The organism is Ruegeria sp. CDSB136 (assembly GCF_059610965.1).
Genome location: NZ_JBXWOP010000008.1, coordinates 184,003 through 203,525, shown reverse-complemented (window position 1 = coordinate 203,525; position 19,523 = coordinate 184,003). Strand labels below are relative to the sequence as shown.

General features: G+C 54.1%; 22 protein-coding genes, 1 tRNA gene and 1 pseudogene. 12 read left to right on the top strand and 12 right to left on the bottom strand.

All coding sequences use genetic code 11. From position 1 onward, the window contains the following. Nucleotides 1-530: 530 nt before the first annotated feature. On the bottom strand, nt 531-764 hold the full coding sequence (locus AC2FIR_RS10970) for a hypothetical protein (RefSeq protein WP_010442296.1): 234 nt from the start codon (nt 762-764) through the stop codon (nt 531-533). A 135-nt stretch (nt 765-899) separates the two neighbouring features. Between AC2FIR_RS10970 and AC2FIR_RS10965 the strand changes: the two genes are divergently transcribed. From AC2FIR_RS10965 to AC2FIR_RS10920, 10 genes and pseudogenes are all read left to right on the top strand, one after another. Then, nucleotides 900-1,652, top strand: coding sequence for a Crp/Fnr family transcriptional regulator (locus AC2FIR_RS10965; RefSeq protein ID WP_496745446.1), 753 nt, complete (start codon nt 900-902; stop codon nt 1,650-1,652). A gap of 445 nt (nt 1,653-2,097) precedes the next feature. Continuing rightward, complete coding sequence (locus AC2FIR_RS10960; protein WP_170329073.1) at nt 2,098-2,406, top strand: hypothetical protein; 309 nt, start codon at nt 2,098-2,100, stop codon at nt 2,404-2,406. A 3-nt stretch (nt 2,407-2,409) separates the two neighbouring features. Then, the gene (locus AC2FIR_RS10955) at nt 2,410-2,763 is read left to right on the top strand and encodes a hypothetical protein (RefSeq protein ID WP_170329075.1); all 354 of its coding nucleotides are present in this window, start codon (nt 2,410-2,412) and stop codon (nt 2,761-2,763) included. Further along, entirely contained in the window at nt 2,753-3,607 is an 855-nt protein-coding gene (locus AC2FIR_RS10950) for a hypothetical protein (protein WP_496745444.1), read from the top strand. The genes AC2FIR_RS10955 and AC2FIR_RS10950 overlap by 11 nt, the downstream gene beginning before the upstream one ends. Nucleotides 3,608-3,700: 93 nt before the next feature. After that, nucleotides 3,701-4,900 (top strand): N-acetyltransferase DgcN family protein, encoded by a 1,200-nt coding sequence (locus AC2FIR_RS10945; RefSeq protein WP_480643321.1) that lies wholly within the window; start codon nt 3,701-3,703, stop codon nt 4,898-4,900. Further along, a complete protein-coding gene (locus AC2FIR_RS10940) occupies nt 4,897-6,018 on the top strand; it encodes an alanine/ornithine racemase family PLP-dependent enzyme (RefSeq protein ID WP_170772343.1) in 1,122 nt (373 codons plus the stop codon). Before AC2FIR_RS10945 ends, AC2FIR_RS10940 begins: the two co-directional genes overlap by 4 nt. A gap of 379 nt (nt 6,019-6,397) precedes the next feature. Next, nucleotides 6,398-6,970, top strand: a complete 573-nt coding sequence (locus AC2FIR_RS10935) for a hypothetical protein (RefSeq protein ID WP_170759974.1) — start codon at nt 6,398-6,400, stop codon at nt 6,968-6,970. A gap of 388 nt (nt 6,971-7,358) precedes the next feature. Continuing rightward, nucleotides 7,359-7,559 (top strand): annotated as a pseudogene (locus AC2FIR_RS10930) (tyrosine-type recombinase/integrase); the annotation flags it as partial. Nucleotides 7,560-9,275: 1,716 nt separating this feature from the next. Continuing rightward, the gene (locus AC2FIR_RS10925; RefSeq protein WP_496745440.1) at nt 9,276-9,965 is read left to right on the top strand and encodes a hypothetical protein; all 690 of its coding nucleotides are present in this window, start codon (nt 9,276-9,278) and stop codon (nt 9,963-9,965) included. Between the two features lie 74 nt (nt 9,966-10,039). Next, nucleotides 10,040-10,288, top strand: coding sequence for a ParB N-terminal domain-containing protein (locus tag AC2FIR_RS10920; protein ID WP_170759970.1), 249 nt, complete (start codon nt 10,040-10,042; stop codon nt 10,286-10,288). On the opposite strand, the gene AC2FIR_RS10915 is transcribed toward AC2FIR_RS10920, so the two are convergent. The 3 genes from AC2FIR_RS10915 to AC2FIR_RS10905 form a co-directional block, all read right to left on the bottom strand. Next, complete coding sequence (locus tag AC2FIR_RS10915; protein ID WP_170759967.1) at nt 10,280-11,347, bottom strand: fatty acid desaturase; 1,068 nt, start codon at nt 11,345-11,347, stop codon at nt 10,280-10,282. The genes AC2FIR_RS10920 and AC2FIR_RS10915 overlap by 9 nt on opposite strands. 18 nt (nt 11,348-11,365) lie before the next feature. Next, a complete protein-coding gene (locus AC2FIR_RS10910) occupies nt 11,366-11,572 on the bottom strand; it encodes a cold-shock protein (protein ID WP_170430361.1) in 207 nt (68 codons plus the stop codon). Between the two features lie 504 nt (nt 11,573-12,076). Further along, entirely contained in the window at nt 12,077-12,466 is a 390-nt protein-coding gene (locus AC2FIR_RS10905) for a MerR family transcriptional regulator (protein ID WP_170499190.1), read from the bottom strand. A 98-nt stretch (nt 12,467-12,564) separates the two neighbouring features. Here AC2FIR_RS10905 and AC2FIR_RS10900 point away from each other — a divergent pair, with 98 nt between their 5' ends. Continuing rightward, the gene (locus AC2FIR_RS10900; protein WP_170499188.1) at nt 12,565-12,888 is read left to right on the top strand and encodes a hypothetical protein; all 324 of its coding nucleotides are present in this window, start codon (nt 12,565-12,567) and stop codon (nt 12,886-12,888) included. A gap of 4 nt (nt 12,889-12,892) precedes the next feature. Beyond that, a complete protein-coding gene (locus tag AC2FIR_RS10895; RefSeq protein WP_237217120.1) occupies nt 12,893-13,111 on the top strand; it encodes a GDCCVxC domain-containing (seleno)protein in 219 nt (72 codons plus the stop codon). A gap of 216 nt (nt 13,112-13,327) precedes the next feature. Here the strand turns inward: AC2FIR_RS10895 and AC2FIR_RS10890 are convergent, their stop codons facing one another. The 8 genes from AC2FIR_RS10890 to AC2FIR_RS10855 all read right to left on the bottom strand — a co-directional run bounded on the left by AC2FIR_RS10890 (nt 13,328) and on the right by AC2FIR_RS10855 (nt 19,237). Continuing rightward, the gene (locus AC2FIR_RS10890) at nt 13,328-13,951 is read right to left on the bottom strand and encodes a mobile mystery protein B (RefSeq protein WP_311201794.1); all 624 of its coding nucleotides are present in this window, start codon (nt 13,949-13,951) and stop codon (nt 13,328-13,330) included. Continuing rightward, complete coding sequence (locus AC2FIR_RS10885; protein WP_170417143.1) at nt 13,948-14,409, bottom strand: helix-turn-helix domain-containing protein; 462 nt, start codon at nt 14,407-14,409, stop codon at nt 13,948-13,950. The genes AC2FIR_RS10890 and AC2FIR_RS10885 overlap by 4 nt, the downstream gene beginning before the upstream one ends. Before the next feature lie 192 nt (nt 14,410-14,601). Beyond that, nucleotides 14,602-14,928: a hypothetical protein gene (locus AC2FIR_RS10880; protein WP_480591108.1), complete on the bottom strand. Its 327-nt coding sequence runs from the start codon at nt 14,926-14,928 to the stop codon at nt 14,602-14,604. Next, nucleotides 14,912-16,474: a relaxase family protein gene (locus AC2FIR_RS10875; protein ID WP_170789858.1), complete on the bottom strand. Its 1,563-nt coding sequence runs from the start codon at nt 16,472-16,474 to the stop codon at nt 14,912-14,914. The genes AC2FIR_RS10880 and AC2FIR_RS10875 overlap by 17 nt, the downstream gene beginning before the upstream one ends. Next, entirely contained in the window at nt 16,468-16,896 is a 429-nt protein-coding gene (locus AC2FIR_RS10870; RefSeq protein ID WP_496745434.1) for a plasmid mobilization protein, read from the bottom strand. Before AC2FIR_RS10870 ends, AC2FIR_RS10875 begins: the two co-directional genes overlap by 7 nt. A 19-nt stretch (nt 16,897-16,915) precedes the next feature. Further along, nucleotides 16,916-17,692 carry a helix-turn-helix domain-containing protein gene (locus tag AC2FIR_RS10865; RefSeq protein ID WP_496762342.1) on the bottom strand — a complete coding sequence of 259 codons (777 nt, stop codon included), beginning with the start codon at nt 17,690-17,692 and terminating at the stop codon, nt 16,916-16,918. A gap of 222 nt (nt 17,693-17,914) precedes the next feature. Beyond that, nucleotides 17,915-17,991, bottom strand: a tRNA-Pro gene (locus AC2FIR_RS10860). A gap of 130 nt (nt 17,992-18,121) precedes the next feature. Next, nucleotides 18,122-19,237, bottom strand: coding sequence for a THUMP domain-containing class I SAM-dependent RNA methyltransferase (locus tag AC2FIR_RS10855; RefSeq protein ID WP_496762338.1), 1,116 nt, complete (start codon nt 19,235-19,237; stop codon nt 18,122-18,124). Between the last annotated feature and the right edge of the window lie 286 nt (nt 19,238-19,523).

Below are 19,523 nucleotides of genomic sequence, written 5' to 3'. Positions count from 1 at the left end.
CGGACACAGGACTGTACTGACCAGCCGCGCAATCAGAGCATTTTGTCCTTGCAAAGCAGACGCCATCCACACAGGACAAACCGGACTTGTGCGATTGCGGCAATTGCTGACGCAGCATTGATTTGCTGTCGCAGCACATTCATCGCTGCGTTGCAGCTGTTGTCGCCAGACCGGTCATTCAAAGCTATGATGATGCGATACTATCAAACTGTAGTTTCGAGGCACATAGGATCAGCAACTTAGACGCCGAACAAAGCCAACGTTTGCGTTGTCGCAGGCAGTGCAGCAGGACAGGCCATGCGGGCCTTCAGCCAGTAAGCAAATTCTCGTTGTGGCTCATGCAGGTGGCGGGGAAGAGGGGGTAATTCGCGGTCGTGGAATTTTTCATTAAGTTGAGATATTGCAGAGATTGGATCTTTGGTTCTTGCTTCGTGTTTGAATTGATCGGGAACGAAGCACCAATAGTGCTTCTATTTGTTGTTATGCTTTTTTGACGAGCGTAATCTTGTTTTTCTGACAGGAAATTAACGTTACTGCCGAACGCGATAGCCGGAAGCAATGATCTTGTTTATCAGAACAGCGGCGGCCTGGTGCATGTCCTTTTCATCGTTATTGCCGACCGCTGTTTCGTGGACAGCAGCTGCGTCATGCAGAACTCCCACAATTTCATGTTCGGGCAGAAGCTCACGATCTTTAATTGCAAGCAAAAGCGCTTCACAAATTGAGAGTGCGGCCATTCCTGAATGGTCTTGCCGGTCAGCCATGGTAGACGTCCTTTTCTAACAGGCGTCCAAGCATGGAAGCGCCACGATGAATTGCACCATACTGGCATAGATTGCTGTATACTTAACTGATCGAAAGCAGTCTTGGCGTCGGATAGTTTCGCGGGCTGCTCATCGATGAAGGAAGAACACTTGCGCACTATCAAAAATAGTCCACTCACCCGAAAGCTTTCAAACTTCGTCGCTCTGACTGAGGTTGAACTTGCGGTATTGGCACGCCTGCACAAGCGTCGCAGAACCTTTGAAGCCGGACGTGACCTTGTGCATCAAGGGCAATCAGAGCAGGCGGCCTACATTCTGGCCTCGGGCTGGGTTTGTTCCTACAAAACCCAGACTGACGGGTCGCGTCAGATCGTCGATTTCCAAATACCGGGTGACTTTCTGGGCTTGCGAAGCGTTCTGTTGCACACCTCGGATCACAGCATAGAACCAATCATGGAAATCCAAGCCATTGAAGTAGTAGTGGATGATCTCCTGGAAGCATTTGCGCAAACGCCCCGGCTGGCGACAGCAATTCTTTGGGCGGTATCTCGAGATGAAGCGATGGTGGTTGAGCACCTGGTCAACATAGGACGGCGAGATGCGGGTGAGCGCATGGCGCATTTTCTATTGGAACTTGGTGTGAGGCTGACTCAGGTCGGGATGGCAAGCAAGATGGGATACGCCTGCCCTCTGACACAATACCACCTTGCCGATACGCTCGGACTGAGTGCCGTACATGTTAATCGTGTCCTACGGCAACTGCGGGAAAAGGGGCTGGTTACTTTTCAATCCGGACAAGTGGTATTTGATGATTATGACGGACTGGTGACGTTGGCCGGTTTTGACCCCACTTATCTGGATCAGGCCGGGCCACTGTTGAAGCAATAAGTTCACCCCTTCAGCGATGCCGGGATTTTGATGATAGTTGCCTGGTTAGAGACGCCATTCGCTTCGGCAGATTTGGGATTTCACTGAAAAAGAAGCGCAAGATAAATACAGTCCGATTGCGGTACTGGATTTCCTGCGCTTCTCAAATACTCGTTAAGAACACGCCAGCAAATATCCCGCCAACACACATCACGTTGCCGGAATCCAAACATCGTTGCACTGACGCAAGTTAGTCAATTTTTGGCACTACCTGATCCTCGGGCACCAAGTGCATTTGAGATTCCAATAAAATTCAGGTCATTGGCCGCAGACTAACATCGATCAGCGCGCGTCTGCCATTTGCACATTATTCTAAATTACAACGCCAGTACTACCGCGGCGCTTACGAGCGTGTACCGCGGCAGACTGCGCGGGGAAGATCCAACAAACTAAATGGAGGACAAAGGTGAGCACAAGATCGTCCAGTTCTTTGGTGACGTTTTCAAATCCGTTCTCTTTGTCCGGCTACCCGGATGTACTTCCTGCAGGCGAGTATGAAGTAGTTGTCGAAGAAGAGCTACTGCAGGGCCTGAGTTTCGAAGCATATCGCAGAACCGGAACCTACCTGACAGTTCGGGGCAAAGGCAGCAAGCCAGGCCGCACGGAAATGCGCCCAATTGACCCAGAAGATTTTGAACTGGCGCTTAAGCACGACCAGACCTTGGCCACATCTAACAATGACAGCGATGCGGCGCTTTCCCCGCAGGAGGAATAGATTATGAACACGCCCGAATGGCTTAAACCCGGAATCTACGGTGCTCTGATCGGCGGGGTTTTCGTAGGCGTCGTTGGATTTTCATGGGGTGGATGGATGACCGGCGGTAGCGCGGACAAGATGGCCAACGCCATGTCCCGCGACAATGTAATCGCTGCGTTGGTTCCGGTCTGCGTCGACATGGCGAGAACTGACGCCCAACGCGCCGAAAAAATAACGACGATCAAAGAGGCTTCTTCTTTCAAGCAGAAGGATGCCGTCATGGCGGCTGGCTGGGCAACGGTGCCGGGATCCCAAACTCCTAACAAAGACCTGGCGCAGGCCTGTATCGAGGGGCTGAACCTGGATGGATCGTAACACAATCACTCAACATTCGGACAACGCCGTTTGCATCAGGGCAAATCGAAAAAATCAGTACCGGTTTTGCGCTCACTTAATGGCTGCGTTGTTTGTTGTCGTCTTCAGCAGTTTGGCGGGCTCCTTTATCTCATCAAGTCCCGCATCGGCCGAAACAAATTCGATCCCGGATAACGCGCATCCCAAAAAGTATGGCGACGGTTGGGAATGCGATTTGTCCTATCGGTTGAAAGGCGAAGAATGCGTGGCCATTGTCGTGCCGGGAAATGCCTACCCCACAAACAGAACCTATGGCTCAGGGTGGGCATGTATGCATGGCTTTGTTGAAGTTGGCGGCACCTCATGCACCGAAGTGATTGTGCCTGAGGGTGGATATCTCGATCCATCAGGTGAGAGGTGGCGGTGCCTGCGTGGATACACAAGAGTAGACGATAGCTGCCAGAAAATCGTGGTGCCGGATAATGCTTACCTGACGAATAGCACTTATGGATCTGCATGGCGTTGCAACCGTGGCTACGAAAAAGACGGAGAAGCATGCGTGGCAGTAGCGGTGCCGGAAAACGCTTTTCTGAACGCATCAACCAGCGGGCGTCCCTGGACGTGCGAGCGTGGGTATTTTGAGCGCGACGGACGGTGCGATGCCGTGTTTGTGCCTGAAAATGCTTTCTACGATGACGCGATCCATGGAGTTGGATGGAAATGCGAACGTGGCTACGAGGCGTCCGGTGATCGCTGCAATGCAATCGAGCTACCGGCAAATGCCCATATCGACCGATCCGGCAATGGGTGGCAATGCCACAAAAACTATCATCGATCAGAAGGGCTGTGTGTTCTGAACCAGTGAGAATTCAGACAGAAAGCCCACTTTCCCAAACTTCACAATTTTTGCCCGTCCTTACCAAGGACGCGCGTTTCACACTCCAAAAAAGGAACAAATATGAAACCCGTACCCATTGCGTCGGATGCCAAGCAGTTCATTGCCAGCGATGCGCAAAAGCTGGCGCCTGAACAAGCAGTTTTTCCAGAGCTTCACCGCAAGACACTCGTGACAGATACACCGACTGCAATTGTGTATTGCGAAGGAAACTTCGCAAAGATCGATGGCAAGACGGCTAATGGTCTCGTTCGACATTCACAGGCCTATCGCGTTCTTTCGGTGATCGACAGCACGTATGGCGGTTGTGACAGTGGCAAAGTGCTTGATAATATCGCAAATCAGGTTCCCATCTTCGATGATCTTGATGCCGCCGTCGCTAATGAAGCTACGATCCCCGACACTTTTATTTACGGAATGGCGCCGGCCAGCGGCAGAATGTCCCTTGAGGATCGCGAAGTTGTTGTGGATGCGATAACGCTCGGAATGAACATCGTCAGTGGGCTGCATGAATTTCTTAGCGATGACAAGGAGCTCGCCGGATTTGCCAAAATTCACGATGTCACGATACGCGACATTCGCAAGCCGCGGCCAAATCCCGACCTGCGCCTGTTAGATGGCAGTATTGGAGACGTCCAGGCGATCCGCATCGCAGTGTTCGGCACCGATTGTGCAATTGGAAAGCGTACAACCGCGACAATCCTGACAGGCGCACTTAACGCGCATGGGATCAAAACAGTTTTGGTCGGCACCGGCCAAACTGGTTTGATGCAGGGCGCCAAGTATGGTGTCGCGATGGATTCGGTGCCGCCGCAATTTTGTTGTGGCGAACTTGAGCGCGCTGTCGTTGCGGCATCCGAGGGTGAGCACCCGGATGTAATAGTGATCGAGGGCCAGGGCGCGCTAAGCCATCCGGCTTTTTGCACATCAGCCTTCATTCTGCGAGGCAGTCAGCCACATGCAGTTATTCTTCAACACGCGCCTAAACGAAAACGTCGATGTGATTTCCCCAACATGACTATGCCCGACCCTTGCGATGAAATCACCCTGATCGAGGCTTTTGCGAACACAGAGGTAATTGGCATGACGATCAACCATGAAGGAATGAATGATGTTGAGATTTCAAAGGCCATCACAGACTACAACTGCAAATTGTATCTCCCGGTCACTGACGCATTGAACCGTCCTCCAAAAAACTTGGTGAATATGGTTCTATCTGCCTTTCCGCGCTTGCAACCCGTACGTGCTACGACGATTGAATGAGCAAGCTGCGTATTGACGTTGATCTGGACAAAATTCGGTACAACACACGGTTCCTGGTCGACCACCTTAGACCCCGCGGAATTACGGTGACAGGTGTGACAAAAGCCGTTTGCGGTCATCCTGAGATTGCGAATGCTATGCTTGAAGGTGGCGCGACAGGGCTGGCGGACGCGCGGATCAGCAATATCATGCGTATGCGCGATGCTGGGATCTCGTGCTCCATATCCTTGATCCGAACGCCCATGCTGAGCCAGGTCGCGCAAGTTGTTGATAACTGCAATGTCAGCTTCAACACAGAGATGGACATTATCGCAAGCCTGGCCGTGAGTGCGCTGGGAAAGAACATTACTCACAATATTATCCTGATGGTGGAAATGGGGGATATGCGGGAAGGCATCTTGCCTGAACACATTGAAAGCACTGTGTCTCAAATTCTTAGAATGGAAGGGATTTCTCTGAAGGGGATTGGTGCAAATTTTGCCTGTCTGGGTCATGTGGCACCCTCTGCAGGAGCAATGGAATTGCTTTCGTCGCTTGCCGTCGGCACCGAACTTGCAAATGGACCCGCTCTGGAAACAGTGTCAGGCGGCGGCTCAGCCAGTTTGCCATGGGCGCTTGGCAAGGGGGCGACCGGAAAGATCAACAACCTGCGTCTGGGTGAGGCCATCCTGCTGGGTACTGACCCCATTTCGGGGTACACGATCGACGGGCTATACACAGATGTTTTCACGCTTTGGGCGGAAGTGATCGAAACGAAGACCAAAGCAAATTCAAATCCCGTGCAAATGACTTATCCTATGCCTTCAATGCGGTGTGTGACTTTAGACAGTCCTTCGAACACTCGGTCGATCCTTGCCATTGGACACCAGGACACCGATGCGGCGGGTCTAATTTTCCCTACTGGCGTCACGTTCGTCGGAGCCACCAGTGATCATATCGTTGTTGAAACCACCAATTGCCTGCTTCGCGCTGGTGGCGAGATGAAACTGAAATTGAACTATAGCGCGCTCTCGCGCGGCATGGCTGCACCCGATGTAGCAAAAGTCTTCCATGGTGATGGCGCATTGGTTGACTGCACCGCAGCGAACACTGATCGCCCATATTCGAAGCGAAAGTAGCGCGCCAGGGTTGCCGCCGCCTCGGCTCTGCTTCAGCCACCCGTCTTATTCTACGGCTTTACGTAGTAAATGAGGCACCCAATCCCTATATTGGATGTAGCCGCATTCACTTTTCACACCCCATCTGGGCTTGTGGGTGGTGCGGACAATCAAAGGATCAAAATGATGTCTTTCAAAGACCTGACGACCAGAGCGGCTGCCGCACTGAAGGAAAACGATGCGGACGCGTCAAAAAAAGAAGTGACGTCGAAAGGGCAGGACACCGTCCCCGAAAAACCAAAGCCTAAACCCCAAAACTGATAATACCCTGCCGGGAGTGGGTGGCTTGTTCTTGTCTGCATCTCCGAGCGAGCGGTATCAGCAAAGGAGAACTACCCAAATGAACCAACTAATCAGCAAGACAATCGCAGTCTTTTCCAGGCCGTTTACTTTCCCTGGCTTTGACGAATTACTCCCGGCGGGCGAATACGACATAGAAACTGAGCTTTCCGCACCACCAGATTATTTGGATCCAGAAGCCTGGAAAGCATCAGTGCTAATCTTTCTGCATCCACGGAAATCTCACCCCGGTCTGGCGCGAACCTTGACCGTTTCTCTTGCTGATTTGGAGAGAGCCCGCGCAAGGGATAAATTGTCTGCGAAGGAGTTGTCGCAATTCCTGCTCGACCAGCTTTTGGCCGATCCCATGGTGCAATTGATTATGGAAGCGGATGGCGTTTCAGAGACTCAACTTCGGCACCTCTACTCGGAGTCGATCATCTCTGAGGCAGACGACATATCATCAGATCAACGAGCCCTACCGCGAGGATGCGGAAACGGTTCTCGGTATACTTTCGCTGTCCAAGCTGCTGAGAACGAAGGAATGCCAGTTCGTCCTAATAAAACCCCTCGGATTACAGGCCGTCCCATCGGACAGTCTGAACCAGGCAGCTCCTTCAATCTCAAGGCTTAGGGCTCGGAACTTTCTTTTCCAGTCGCTGTATAAACCAAAACAGAAATCGAGGCCAAGAACTGATGGAAGACTTCGACAACGAAGCAGATCCGATCGTGGCTCGCGCCCACAATGATGTGCCGCAAGAACGCCCGTGCCTACGTTGCAGAACGCCATTCTGGAGCGAAGGGTTCGGAGAGCGGATTTGTCGACGCTGCAAGGGGTTGAGCGCGTGGCGAAATGGCGTATCGGTAAGCCCCGGGTTAGCTCGGCGTCGCTGATAACCTGACGCCGGTCTTACCAGCTTTTCTGATCATATCTCATTTTACCTCATTGGTGCTGACCCAGCCCGCTAATCCGGGCCGTTTTAGTGTGGAACCAGGTCGGTAATCGGCGCTGAAGACGAAGCGTAACCGCAATCGGATTGGAACCGAGCGGATATGGCACGCATTCGCTTCGCCGAACCAAAGTAGCTGAGATCTACCGCAAGAAAGGAAATCTCCGCGCGGTCCAACTTCTGCTCGGGCACACAAAAGTCGATAGCACCGTGCGATACTTGGGCGTTGAATTGGAAGACGCGCTAAGCATTGCAGAGCGCATAGACATCTGAGACAGTTTGGCGTTCGGCACTGTCGGTCGCCAATCCATAGCGGTTCTAGTTCTTTTACGCAGGGGGGGGACGTAGCGAGCCCTGAGCGGAAGTGTCAAAATCTTGTTGCATGCGCTCGCAGCACAGATTTCTCGGCACAGGCGCAATTTACAGGGTACCGGACCGAGCGGCCATTTGATCGCACCGCGGGTACTTGTGCAGAAGCGGCGCGAACATCCCCGCCTGACAGCCAATGTCGTCCGGCCAGTCATTCCTAGTTACGAGGAAGCCTTGATCACATACTCCTCTCTCGCCGCACTCAGGCCCGGCAACTGAAACGCGGACTTAAACTGCCACCCGCTGATAGCCTGGCCCCAATTCGACACAACGAAAAACTAATACCAGACAATTTCTTTCGGTAGTTCACCAGGAACCTTGGTCACCGGCAGTTTCAAATACTACTAGCCGTAGCGGTGCTCCCATTGCGATGAGGGAAACTTCCTTGACTCTATTCTGGGTAAGGACCACAAAAGCGCATTGGTGAAAATTACTCGCCGCCGCGATGCTGCCGGTTACGATAATCCAATGGCCTTCAGACTAACTGTAGCATGTGCCCCAGCATAGGAACGGGTTTCGCTGGGGTCTTCGCTATGAGCTCGTTCCTCGCAAGCATTCGCAACCGTCACCTGACAAGCCCCAGTCATCGCGTGACCCATGAAAGAAGGCGCCGTATGAACAGCACATGGCTCATAAATTGCGTACTTGATGCCAGATAGATCAAGTCTGACGCTCCGTATCAATCTGTCATTCATCGTGTTTACGCGCTGCATTCTTTGTTTGATCCCGACACTTTTGGTGTTGCTCTCAGGAACGCAGCTTCCTGCCCAAGTCGCAGGCAATGCCGATGGATCGGTTTGTGACGAAGGTTTCGAAAACAAGAACGGATCGTGCCAAAGAATAGACTTACCAGAAAACGCATATTTAACTGGTAGCTCCTATGGCAGCGGCTGGGAATGCAATCACGGTTTTCAGAATGTCGGAGAACTCTGTGAGGAAATAAGAGTTCCTGAAAATGCCTTTCTTGTATCAACCGGAGATCAGTGGAAATGCAATCGGCTGTTCCGGCGTGTTGGAGAAGAATGCGAAGAACTGATTGCACCTCAAAATGGGTACGTCGAAACGCGGTTTGGTGCGCAAGAAGTACACTGCAACTGGGGATTTCGTAAGGAAAGCCAGGAGTGTGTTGCAATAGTTGTCCCAAAAAACGGTCGTCTGAGCGACAAAAGAAGCTCGGATGGTTGGGTGTGCATCAGAGGTTACAGGGCAGCGGATAGCGGCTGTGAGCCCGTGGCAGTTCCACAGCATGCATACCTTGCGCCTGAAACTTATTCCGGATGGAAATGCGAACGTGGTTTTCGCGCAAACCGGGACAGGTGCGTTGCGATCCTCGTCCCTTCAAATGCTCACTTAAATCGAAGAGGTGATGGTTGGGAATGCAATCGGCCGTTCACACGACAGAACGATACGTGCACCGAAAACATGCCGCGAAAATAGGTTGCTGGAAATCAATATCGCCTGACAAATCCGGAAGGACCAAGCCGTGAACCATAACTCGATTGACGAAAACCTTGGCAAAATGCTCAAGGCCGAAAGGGCACATCGCTGGTCCTACAGAGTAAAGATGTTTATCGCGTTATTGGTGTTTGTTGCGACCATAATTGTGGTGGTGTTTCTCTGATGCGCAAAAATGCCCCTCAAGTAACCCTTCACGGTTCAAAGATGTCAGCTCGTGGTCTGGAACAAAGAGCATTTCAGGATCGCAGTGTTCGTGAGTCGCGGAACGCTGACGTAGCAGGAGTGATTGAAGAAGAATTTGGAAAGTACTTGATTAAGGCCGGCATCCTGAGTGGTAACAGCGTTGCGCGCGCATTCCCCAAGCCACCAGCTAAAACACAGGCAATGATTGCCGATGCAGTTGGCGAAACGCCGGCATTAGCCATTGAAGCCTTAAAAGAAGTTCTCGAAGAACGAGACAGGAAGCGTAGCGGTCAACGCCGTTTGGAGGGAAACTCCGGCACCCTCGTTCCCAGTGAAAGAGAATATGCCGAGGCATTGCGCCAGATCAGGCTCACCCCTGCGCAAGTCACAATGCTCAAAGCACTTACAATCGCAGGCAAGGACGGTCTGACCATTGGTCACTTGTCTCAGGCAGCCGGTTACAAATCGCGCGAGGCATCCATAAAGGTCTTCAAGAAAATCGGACTATTGATCGCAGAATATCTGGAGCTCGAACTTCCCGAAGCCGGATCGGTACAGAATGATGGCGCCGCTCAGGTCCTGGCGTTTTCTCACATCGAAAGTGACGATGAGCCAGCCACTTGGATCATGCATCAGGAACTGCGCGACGCTGTTCGTTCGGTTCTATGACGCACGTTCCAGCCCCCGCTTTTGCAACGAACTCTGAACCGGAACAATTGCACGAAAGGTTGCTCACGTAGCTTATGTTGGAGAAAAGACCATATCCGCTCGACCTGATCTATGTACCTGTGAAACGGGCGAAAACGCTTGATCAACAAAAAGTTCTGACGCTGGCCGAAGATATCCTGAAGAACGGCCAGAAGACCCCGATCCAGATACGCTCGGACAACAAGAGGTTCGTGCTGATTGAAGGCCTTCACCGATTAGAGGCCATTCGCGCCTTGGGCGGCGATACGGTCGATGCCTATTTGGTCCGCGCCAGATTACACTAAACTCTTGTTGGGATTGGCGTTCGACAAAGCCTGAGAAAACGTCAGCAGGCGCTGACATTCTTCATCCCAAAGATGCAATCGTGCGCAATGAAGGCTCTCATATAGAGTAATACGCTGGCAATTTTCCAACTCGGAATGGTCACGCAATACCTCGTTTAGCCGATAAAACGGTATGCGGCTGGCAAGGTGGTGAACATGGTGCACACCGATATTGGCAGAGAACCACCGCAGGATGCCTGGCAGGGCATAGTGAGAACTTCCATAGAATGCGGCGTTCTGAAGATTCCACACTTCTTCCCGTTCCCAGGTCGTGTGTTCAAACTGGTGTTGAATATAGAATAGCCAAATACCAATCGACGCGGCGACGATCATGGTTGGAAGGAATACAAAAACCAGTACATCCAGGCCTCCGGTCCAAAAAATCAGAGCCAGGACCACCGCAATCGCGGCGTTTGTTCCCATTGCACTTGCCCAATACAGCCAGCCTGACCGCATGAAACCAAAGGGCAAGCGATTTTGAAAAACGAACGTGTAGACCGGTACGATACAGAACAGGATGAAGGGGTTCCGGATTAACCTGTAAGCGGCACGCCCGAACCAATTCCGTTTCAGGTATTCCTCAATGGTCAATGTAGGAATGTCACCCATACCACGCCGATCAAGGTTACCGGTTGAGGCATGGTGAATCGCATGGCTTTGCCGCCAGACGTCATAGGGTGTCAGGGCGAGAACACCCAGAACCCGGCCAGTCCAATTGCAAACATTGCGGCTTCTAAAGAAAGATCCGTGACCACAATCATGCATGATGATGAAGATACGCACCAGAAATGCGGCGTTCAGGATGGCCAGTAGAACAGTGACCCAGATACTAAGGGATAGCGCAAACCACGCTGCGCCCCATAGCGCGAAAAAGGGGATGACAGTGATTGTCAGTTCAAAAACGCTACGCTTCGTATCGGGCACACGGTATTGCGCGAGCGCCCGGGTCAATTCCTGCTGTTGCAACTGACTTGTTCTCCAAGGGCTTTTAGCAGCCCGTTGTGCAAACGAGCACCCCATAAGGGTGCCCGTAAAAGGTCAGGCCAGTGCCAGATTGGCGGCGCTGTCGCGTCCGTCACGGCCAGCTTCGACGTCAAAAGTGACCTTCTGGCCGTCTTTCAATTCGCTGATGCCGGAACGTTCAAGTGCTGAGATATGCACGAACACATCGCGCTTACCATCTTCAGGCTCGATAAAGCCAAAACCTTTGGTCGAGTTGAACCATTTTACTGTGCCATTTGCCATGGTGGAAGTCTCCTAATACTTGCCGCCCGCATCATTGCGGCGACTCGGCGTGGTCGGTCTGAATCGAAAGACTGAACGCCGAGTTTGGGAGACAGCAGGTCGAAAAAGAAAAACGTAAGCCGTGTGTATATGGACTTCGAGTACACACGATACAAGCCTTGATACAATGGAAAGCAACAGAAGATCTGAGTCTGCCTAGCCCAATTTGGGACAAAGATAGGCAGAACGCATTGCTCTGCGTTTCGGAAATCAGAGGTCGGCTTCTGATAAAACCTGCCGAATGCGTATGCAGCAAATTGATTGCTCAGGCACGGCAGGTAGGGCTCACTGTCCGAAATCGCCGCGTGCTTCAAGAACACCGCGGCCAGGCACAAATGTTCATTGATTGATTGAAACATTACTAAATCAACGAGTTGACCTCTCTAACGAACGGTAGATTCTGCGCGGCCCGAATCTTGGGTCATGCTGCGTTGGCATAGGGCGACTGCGAGCCTCAAAGTGCCATTAGTAGGTCCGTATCTGCGTAAGCATCGGGCAAGAAACGTTACCGATGTTACAGTTGGCCGTAAGTTCATTCAGGGCGGCCTCCAATCGCTTAAGTTCGATTATCTTCATACGCACATTGGAGATATGAAGCTCGGCCAGTTCCTTAACGGATTGGCAATCCTCGCTATCACCTTCGGACAGGTTGAGAAGCACCTTTGCATCGGCAAGCGCAAAACCCAAGTCTCGGCACTTCCTTAGAAAACAAAGCCGTCCCACATCGTGCGCAGAGTACATGCGTCGATTATTCGATGCCCTTTCTGGTTTCGGCACGATCCCTTCGCGTTCGTAGTAGCGGATAGTTTCAATTCCGACACCGCTTTGCCGGGATGCCTCCCCAATCGCAAACATGTGAGATTTCCTGTCTTGATCCTGTAGTGGCTACAGAAGTTATACGAGAGGTTGTTGTCTCTACAACTCCGCGCGACGTAGTCCATCAGGGAAACAGAATGCAGAAGTACCTTAGCCTCAGCTATTTGGGATCGCTATCAGCGCTTGGCGTCGCGACTTGCTGCGTTTTGCCCATGATGATGATGTTACTGGGGCTGGGCGGCAGTTGGTTGGCAATCTTTGGGAAGGTTGCGGCAGCGAGTTACTATGTGCTGACGATTTCAACGGCGCTCGTCGCGATATCGTGGCTGGTATCTTATCGGCGCGGTTCCTTACCGACGTTAAAATGGCGGCTTGCAGGAACAACTCTAATCACCGGCGTGGCTTGGGTCGTTGTGTTTAACGAGGCACGGATTAACGATTACCTGATCATGCAGATGTGAGACTATGACAAAACAAACTGTAGTCCTAGAAAGCACCCTGATTTGCCCGAAGTGCGGCCACAGCGAAACCGAGCAAATGCCAACGGATGCTTGCCAGTGGTTCTATGAATGCAAGTCGTGCAAAACAGTTTTGAAGCCGTTGGAAGGCGACTGTTGTGTTTACTGTTCATATGCCACGGTCCCGTGTCCACCAATTCAGCTAGGCGATAGCTGTTGCGGATGAAGTGAAGGACGGCTTTGTTGAGCAAACTGTGAACTGCCGCCGCGAGCATCGCTGCTATTTGCATGAATGACAGTTCTTTCCGCTGCTTGGCCGCACAAGATATTCGGCAGTTGCAATGTTGTTACTGCTACAAGCGCATGCAGCAATAAAATCCAGGGTACAGGTTGGGCTCGCAACTGACCTTCTCTGCGCACACCATGAATGGCCGTTCCGGCGCTAGCGTACTATATCGCCCCCAGCCTTAAGCGACCCCACAAACTCAATCAATGGCTCAAAATCAAACCCATCAGCAGCCCGTAGTGCCGCGATGTAACGTGTGCGGTGGTCACCGTCCGCAGTCAGTGTCCCACTGCCTGACCAGTCGAGGAATATGTCCGGATCAATCGTGGTTAGGTAGGCATCCGCCATGATCCGAGCCCAGCGTCCGTTACCGTTGGCGAAGGGGTGAACCCATACCAGTTTGTGGTGGAAGCGCGCGGTGGCTTCCAGCGGCTCGTAGGTGCCGTTGTCGCACCAGTATCGGGCGTCGTCGAGGCAGGTGCGCATCTCGGTCGAGATGTGCCAGACCGGCACGCCGATGTTCTTCTCGGTCAAGCGGTAGACGCCTGCCCAATCCCAGACTTGGCCGAACAATCGCTTGTGGACCTCTCGTGCTGCATCGTCGGTCATAACTTCAAATGACTTGGGCCGCCGATCTAGCCAGGTAAGCCCTTCGATAATGTTTTCACCCTCCAGCTCATTCAGCTCGCCGCGCGTGGTGATGTGCTTGGCCTTAAGGCCAAGCAACTCGTCCGGTGTCAGTGGTGTTGCGCCGGTGGGTTCGTGCAGTTCCAAGGTCACTTCCAGAAATCCCGCGGCTTCTCACGTGCGATTTCCTTCGCAAGCTCTTCAATCATCTCTTCCTGGCTGCGCAAGCCTTCGATCTGCTCTTCCAAGGCCATGTGCGCGCGGGTGCGTTGTATGATGCGTTTGGCCTTCTTGCGAGCCTGCGCCATGACGATCTCCTCGACCGCTCCTTTGCGCGGAATGATCGCGTAGACCAGTTTACCGCCCATCGCCTCAGCCATCTTGTCCAGCTGGTTAAGGGAGATTGTTCCAGCTTTTTCCTTTTGGATAGAGCTGTAAACGCTGTTCCTGGATACGCTTAGCCGTTCGGCTAGCGTTGGTGCGCTCATGCCAATGGCTTCCTGGAAGGTTGCGATCCAACCTCCAAGTGGCTTGGCGAAGGCCTGAGCCACTTGACTAGCCTGGTTTATCTTGCCTTCGGCTTGCCGCTGTTTTGCGCTTGATACGGACATCTGCCAACCTATGGTTTTGCATATTTACGTCTATTGTAATACTTTAGTATGTCATTCTAACACGATTTGCAATACTACAATATGCCAAGTAATTTGATTTTGCCATGCCATAGCATTGCAGAATTACCAAAAGTTTTCGTAATCGGAAACACTCAAACTCATTGATGTGCTGGGAAGGCCGAGCAGAAATCACTAAGTTTCCGCGAGGAGAAATTGCTGTCCAACGGCAATTTCCTTCGCATTGATACCCAACTCCTTGATCGGATAGCCTTTATCGCCCCACCAACGAATATTTCGCATGTAGCCATTTCCAGCAACGTCCACAAACAAGCAGCGGATGTTCTGGTAGTCGCCCCAGACACCCGCTACGGCAATAAGCGGAACCCCTTCTGGAAGGCAAGCCACCTTTTCAAAACCGCGATAGTCGATGCCGTATTCGCGGGCTTGATGATAGCTCATGGTGAAGTGGTCGTGTGCAAAACTCATTGGTTTCCCTTCTTCGCTAAAGTTCCAGACCATGGCTGCGGCCTCGTTCGATCTGCAATTCGTTCAGCTCTGCTTCAGCTTCTCTTCGGCGGCCTTCACTAAGCTCAAGCTCTCGTTCAACTTCGTGTCCAGCGCGTTGTAAGTGGCCTCTTCGTTCAGCAAGCCACGCAACGCCCTCATTGACGCGATCTGCGAGCGTATGAGCAACGTCGTGCAGGCCGCGATACCATCCAATTGGGCTTGCAGCCTCTTCGTTGAGCGTGCCTCTAATCCGCTCAATTCTTTGGCTGAGGTTTCGCAGGCCGTCACCAACCGCTCGACGCAGGCGAGCAAGTCGCGTTCCAAGGCTGTCAGGGGCGTTGTCATTCATCTCTCCTCGATCTTGATGCAAATGACCGGCCTCCCAGCCATCGTGCAGGTCTTCAGCTCGGTCTGGTCGGGGTCCAGCGTCAGCCAGGTCTGTTCCCCTTGGTCGATCCGCGTCAGGCCCAGTTCCGCCAGCTCCGAACGTGTCAGCAGAACCATCCAAAACCAGCTCGCGGCCATCATCGAGGCGATCCCCGTCACGATCAGCCCTGAGATCACCCAAGGAGAGATCGTCAGCCAGCGCCTGATCTGCTCGGTCCGTGTCTCGAACAAGCTCCTGCTCTCGTTCAGGAAGTGACGCGTATCGCTCTCGATGGTACGCCGCGCGTCGCTCACAATGGCTGTCAAATCGGTTCTGAAGCTCTCCAGCTGGGATGCCATCGAGGCGGCGTAGTCTTGGCGTATCGTGTCCAGCTCCGCGTTCAGTTTCTCGCTCAGCCGCGTCGGCTTGCCAGTCTTCATGAAAAATCTCTCCTTTAAGGCGCCAGCGTTCGCCGGACGCGGGGTCTTGGGCGGTCAGATAGGATTTGCCCGCACGAGGTAGGTCGAAGCCCGCGTCGGTAAGCGCCTCGATCATGCTTGCACGATCCTCGATCAGACCCATGGAAATCTGATCGAGGATCCACGCATGCAGTTCGTCGCGGCCTTGGGCGCGGTTCGGAGCTTCGATGGTGTCACGCACTTCTTGGGTGCGCTCCAGTTCCATTGGATCGGCCCAGCCGTGGCGCTGGTTCATCAGGTCGCGCAGGCTGTCATAGGCGTCCTGGTAGCCCGGTGGCGCGATGTTAAGGCTGCGCCCGGTGGTCAGCTCCAGACGCGGGGTGCAGAAATGCAGCTCGACGCGGTCTTCGTGGCTGTGACGGACCCAGAGCATGTCATACTGCTCGCCGTCCAGCCCGGCGAAGGCTAGTTGCTCAAAGGCGTCCATTACCTCGGCCTGCCGCGCCTCGCTGGGAGCATCCTCGGCGGCAAAGCTGATCACGCCTGCACGATAGGTCCACTGGTGACGGCTCGCATCGATCAGGGCCTCGGTGCGGCTGGGATCGCCACGCAGCACCTCGGGCAAGGGATCGCGCGTCACCGTCAGCGGCTGGCCGTCTGCATCGCGGATCAGGTCACGGTTGCCATCGTAGGCCAGCACGCGCTCAGCCACGAGGTAGCCGACCGGCCCGGCGCCCGCGCCCTTGCCGTTGGGAAAGAACTTGATCAGCACCGCCGCGCCTCGTCGAGGAGCTGGGCAAGCTGGCGTTCGATCACCAACAGGCGGCGAGCAACCGCCAGGCTGTCGAGGTCGGTGCGACCCACCAGCATCGCCCGGTTCAGCCAACGCGCGATCTGGTTGAGGTTGCCGCCGATACACCCCACGGCCAGCACCAGCGCCGGATCGACGCGCGGCACGGGCTTGCGACGGCGGGCCTCGGTCAGGCCAAGTGCCTCCCGCAGGAGCGTCGCGGCGGGCAGGCCAGCGGCCTCGGCTCTGGCGCGCAGCTCGGCCTTCTCGGTCGCCGTGCAACGGAAGACGAAGGTCTCTGTCAGCGGCTCCTTCGCGCGGGGCTTGCCCGCGCCGGTGGGGTTCGAAGGGGAGGCTTGCCGCCCCTCGCAAGGTCCCATGTCATCCGCGCCAGCGTATGACATGGGTCGCATTGCTGTTTGCTCAGACCGCATGGCGGTGCTCCGCGTTTTCTGACGTCTCGCGGATCAAATCTCTGAGCAATTGGAGCTGGTCCTGCCACTCAGCGCTGCCCAACGGGGCCGGTGTTCTCGCTGGAAGCCAGAATCCCAGGTGATGTTCATGCGGGGACAGGGGAAGGCTGCGTTCCAGCGTGGTCATACCCTCCCTGGCCAGCCTGTCGTTCCAGTCCCGGACAAAGCAGATGCCCCTCGAGACGAAGACCAGGTGCTGGCCATCCGGGGCTCGTTTTGAGCGTGTTCCGCCGGATTGCCCTTCATCGAGCAAATCCGGCGCGGACGCGTGCCCTCGTTCTATTCTAAGTTCTTGTTCTCTGTTCGGGGGGCGATCCTGTCCCCCTTTCCCGGACAGGTCTGTCCCGCTTTGTGGACAGGATTGTCCCCCTTTGGTGCGGCTAAGCGGGACAACCTTGTCCCGCTCCCGGCGGCGATCCGTGGCTCGTTTCAGAGCCGCGTCGGTCGGGCGATAACGGGACGCGTTCCCCTTGTTGGTCCCGCGCTCGATGGTCATGTAACCCGCCGCCTCGACTTTGTTCAGCGCTCGCTTGACCGACTTGGCGTGCTTGCCGATTGCCGCGCCGATGGTCTCGAAAGACGGGCGGCTCTCGCCGGTCTCATGATTGGCATGTGCCAGTGCCAGATAGAGCGCCACGCGCAGGGCGTTGTCGTCCAGTTCGTGGTCGGTGACCATCTCCAGCAAGTATTGCAGCTTGATCTTGCAGAAGGGCAGAAGCTCAGACATCGGCCCCTCCCGCGATTGCGATCACGCCCGCGATCTGGTATCCATTCTGTGCAAACTTTTCGATTTGGCCGTTGACGCGGGTGCCAGCCCAGTCAGCGGCCTTTCGATTTCTGAGGGGGCTGGACTCACCGAAACCCGCCTCAAAAGCCGCATAATCCGGATCAAATCCGGACCGAGCCTTAACAAGGGTAATGACAAAACCGACTAAGTACCTGGATTTATTGGTCGGAGTGAGAGGATTCGAACCTCCGACCCCTGCCTCCCGAAGACAGTGCTCTACCAGGCTGAGCTACACTCCGACCGTGGCGGGTGATCTATACCCGGTGAACTGGATGCGCAAGAGGGATTCTAAGGTGGTCGTTCGGAAAAATACTCGAAAAAACCGGTAAAAAACTTCGTCTGAACAATTCACCTGTCGGACAGATAGCATCAGGTCAGTGGATCCGTGCGATACAGGCGAATCTTTGTTCCGCCATGGTCCACTATGGGTCCCGGTGGCAACAGCGGCAGCCGGGTTGCGCGGGCCAGCGACTGGCTGCTGGTTGCAATGCCGACTCTCCAGCCGGCAAATCGTGACATCAGCACTTTTCCCATGCTGCCATAAAGGGACCGCAACCGCTTTTCATCGCCGATCCTGCCGCCATAGGGCGGATTGACTATGACCAATCCCGACGGTCCTTCATGTGCTTTGATGTCGCTGATTGCGCGGTGCTGAAACCGCGTAATCTGCGCGACGCCAGCGCGTGATGCGTTGGTGGATGCAGCCTCTACCGCCCCAGCGTTTCGATCAGATCCGTGGAACGTCGGAACGGAATCGTGAGGAGGAGCGGGCTGGCGCAGTTTTTCCCATTCGTCGGTGCGGAAAGTTGCAAGCTTTTCAAAGGCAAAGTGCCGCGACCGCCCCGGTGCCAGACCTAAGGCTACTTCGGCCGCTTCGATGACAAAAGTGCCTGAGCCGCACATCGGGTCCAAAACGGGCTCCGTCCCGTCAAATCCGCATTCCCGCAGGAACATGGCCGCCATGGTTTCCCGCATGGGGGCCTTTGCAATCGCTGGTTTGTGGCCGCGCTTGTGCAGCGGATCGCCTGAACTGTCGATCGAGATTGTGCAAATGTCCCTTTCGATCCGCAGTAACACACGTATGTCCGCGTCCGAGGAGATCGGAGCCCCAAGAGTTTCCGAGATCGCTCTTTCGATGCGCTGTCGGGCCGCTCCGGCATGATAAATGCGTGACTTTCGGCTGGTAGCTTCAACCCGGACGGGGAGATCGGGCAGCAGGACGTCAGCCCAGGGAAATTTGCGGGCCCGTTTGTCGAGCTGCGCCAGGTGGATGGCCGGGAAGCTGCCGATCCGCACCAGAACTTTATTGGCGCCTCGAAGGACAAGATTGGCGCGCCATACCTCGGCCCAGTTGCCCCGGCAGCTGACGCCGCCCGGCACTTTGCGCGCGTCTGTGAATCCCTGTTCCAGCGCCTCGGCGCAAAGCGGCGCTTCAAGGCCCGGAGTGGCAACCAGAAAGATGTCCAGATCGTCGGAAGTGTTCATATCGGCTGCTTACACCGGAAGAACGGGCAGGGCGATATCCTATTTTTTGGACTTGTTCCGAAAAAACACAGGTTTGTTTCGGTATTGTGACCTGAGAACTTTAATTTAGGCGGTAACAGGTTTGCGTTTGTGGTATTCCCCGCGTAAAGGGACCGGGACCGAAGTTATGCTTACGGAATTCAACCGGTTTCTGGCGCTTTTGCGACAATAATCGTATGAATATCCGCGCTATCCTGTGCCAACCTGATTAAGGTCGGTGATAGCGGGCGCAAATAAGAGGCTTGGA

Coding starts and splice junctions, on each gene's coding strand:
- AC2FIR_RS10970 (WP_010442296.1), bottom strand. CDS start 764: ATGGCTGACCGGCAAGACCATTCAGGAATGGCCGCACTCTCAATTTGT.
- AC2FIR_RS10965 (WP_496745446.1), top strand. CDS start 900: ATGAAGGAAGAACACTTGCGCACTATCAAAAATAGTCCACTCACCCGA.
- AC2FIR_RS10955 (WP_170329075.1), top strand. CDS start 2,410: ATGAACACGCCCGAATGGCTTAAACCCGGAATCTACGGTGCTCTGATC.
- AC2FIR_RS10950 (WP_496745444.1), top strand. CDS start 2,753: ATGGATCGTAACACAATCACTCAACATTCGGACAACGCCGTTTGCATC.
- AC2FIR_RS10945 (WP_480643321.1), top strand. CDS start 3,701: ATGAAACCCGTACCCATTGCGTCGGATGCCAAGCAGTTCATTGCCAGC.
- AC2FIR_RS10940 (WP_170772343.1), top strand. CDS start 4,897: ATGAGCAAGCTGCGTATTGACGTTGATCTGGACAAAATTCGGTACAAC.
- AC2FIR_RS10935 (WP_170759974.1), top strand. CDS start 6,398: ATGAACCAACTAATCAGCAAGACAATCGCAGTCTTTTCCAGGCCGTTT.
- AC2FIR_RS10925 (WP_496745440.1), top strand. CDS start 9,276: ATGCGCAAAAATGCCCCTCAAGTAACCCTTCACGGTTCAAAGATGTCA.
- AC2FIR_RS10920 (WP_170759970.1), top strand. CDS start 10,040: ATGTTGGAGAAAAGACCATATCCGCTCGACCTGATCTATGTACCTGTG.
- AC2FIR_RS10915 (WP_170759967.1), bottom strand. CDS start 11,347: ATGGGGTGCTCGTTTGCACAACGGGCTGCTAAAAGCCCTTGGAGAACA.
- AC2FIR_RS10910 (WP_170430361.1), bottom strand. CDS start 11,572: ATGGCAAATGGCACAGTAAAATGGTTCAACTCGACCAAAGGTTTTGGC.
- AC2FIR_RS10905 (WP_170499190.1), bottom strand. CDS start 12,466: ATGTTTGCGATTGGGGAGGCATCCCGGCAAAGCGGTGTCGGAATTGAA.
- AC2FIR_RS10900 (WP_170499188.1), top strand. CDS start 12,565: ATGCAGAAGTACCTTAGCCTCAGCTATTTGGGATCGCTATCAGCGCTT.
- AC2FIR_RS10895 (WP_237217120.1), top strand. CDS start 12,893: ATGACAAAACAAACTGTAGTCCTAGAAAGCACCCTGATTTGCCCGAAG.
- AC2FIR_RS10885 (WP_170417143.1), bottom strand. CDS start 14,409: ATGTCCGTATCAAGCGCAAAACAGCGGCAAGCCGAAGGCAAGATAAAC.
- AC2FIR_RS10880 (WP_480591108.1), bottom strand. CDS start 14,928: ATGGTCTGGAACTTTAGCGAAGAAGGGAAACCAATGAGTTTTGCACAC.
- AC2FIR_RS10870 (WP_496745434.1), bottom strand. CDS start 16,896: ATGTCATACGCTGGCGCGGATGACATGGGACCTTGCGAGGGGCGGCAA.
- AC2FIR_RS10865 (WP_496762342.1), bottom strand. CDS start 17,692: ATGTCTGAGCTTCTGCCCTTCTGCAAGATCAAGCTGCAATACTTGCTG.
- AC2FIR_RS10855 (WP_496762338.1), bottom strand. CDS start 19,237: ATGAACACTTCCGACGATCTGGACATCTTTCTGGTTGCCACTCCGGGC.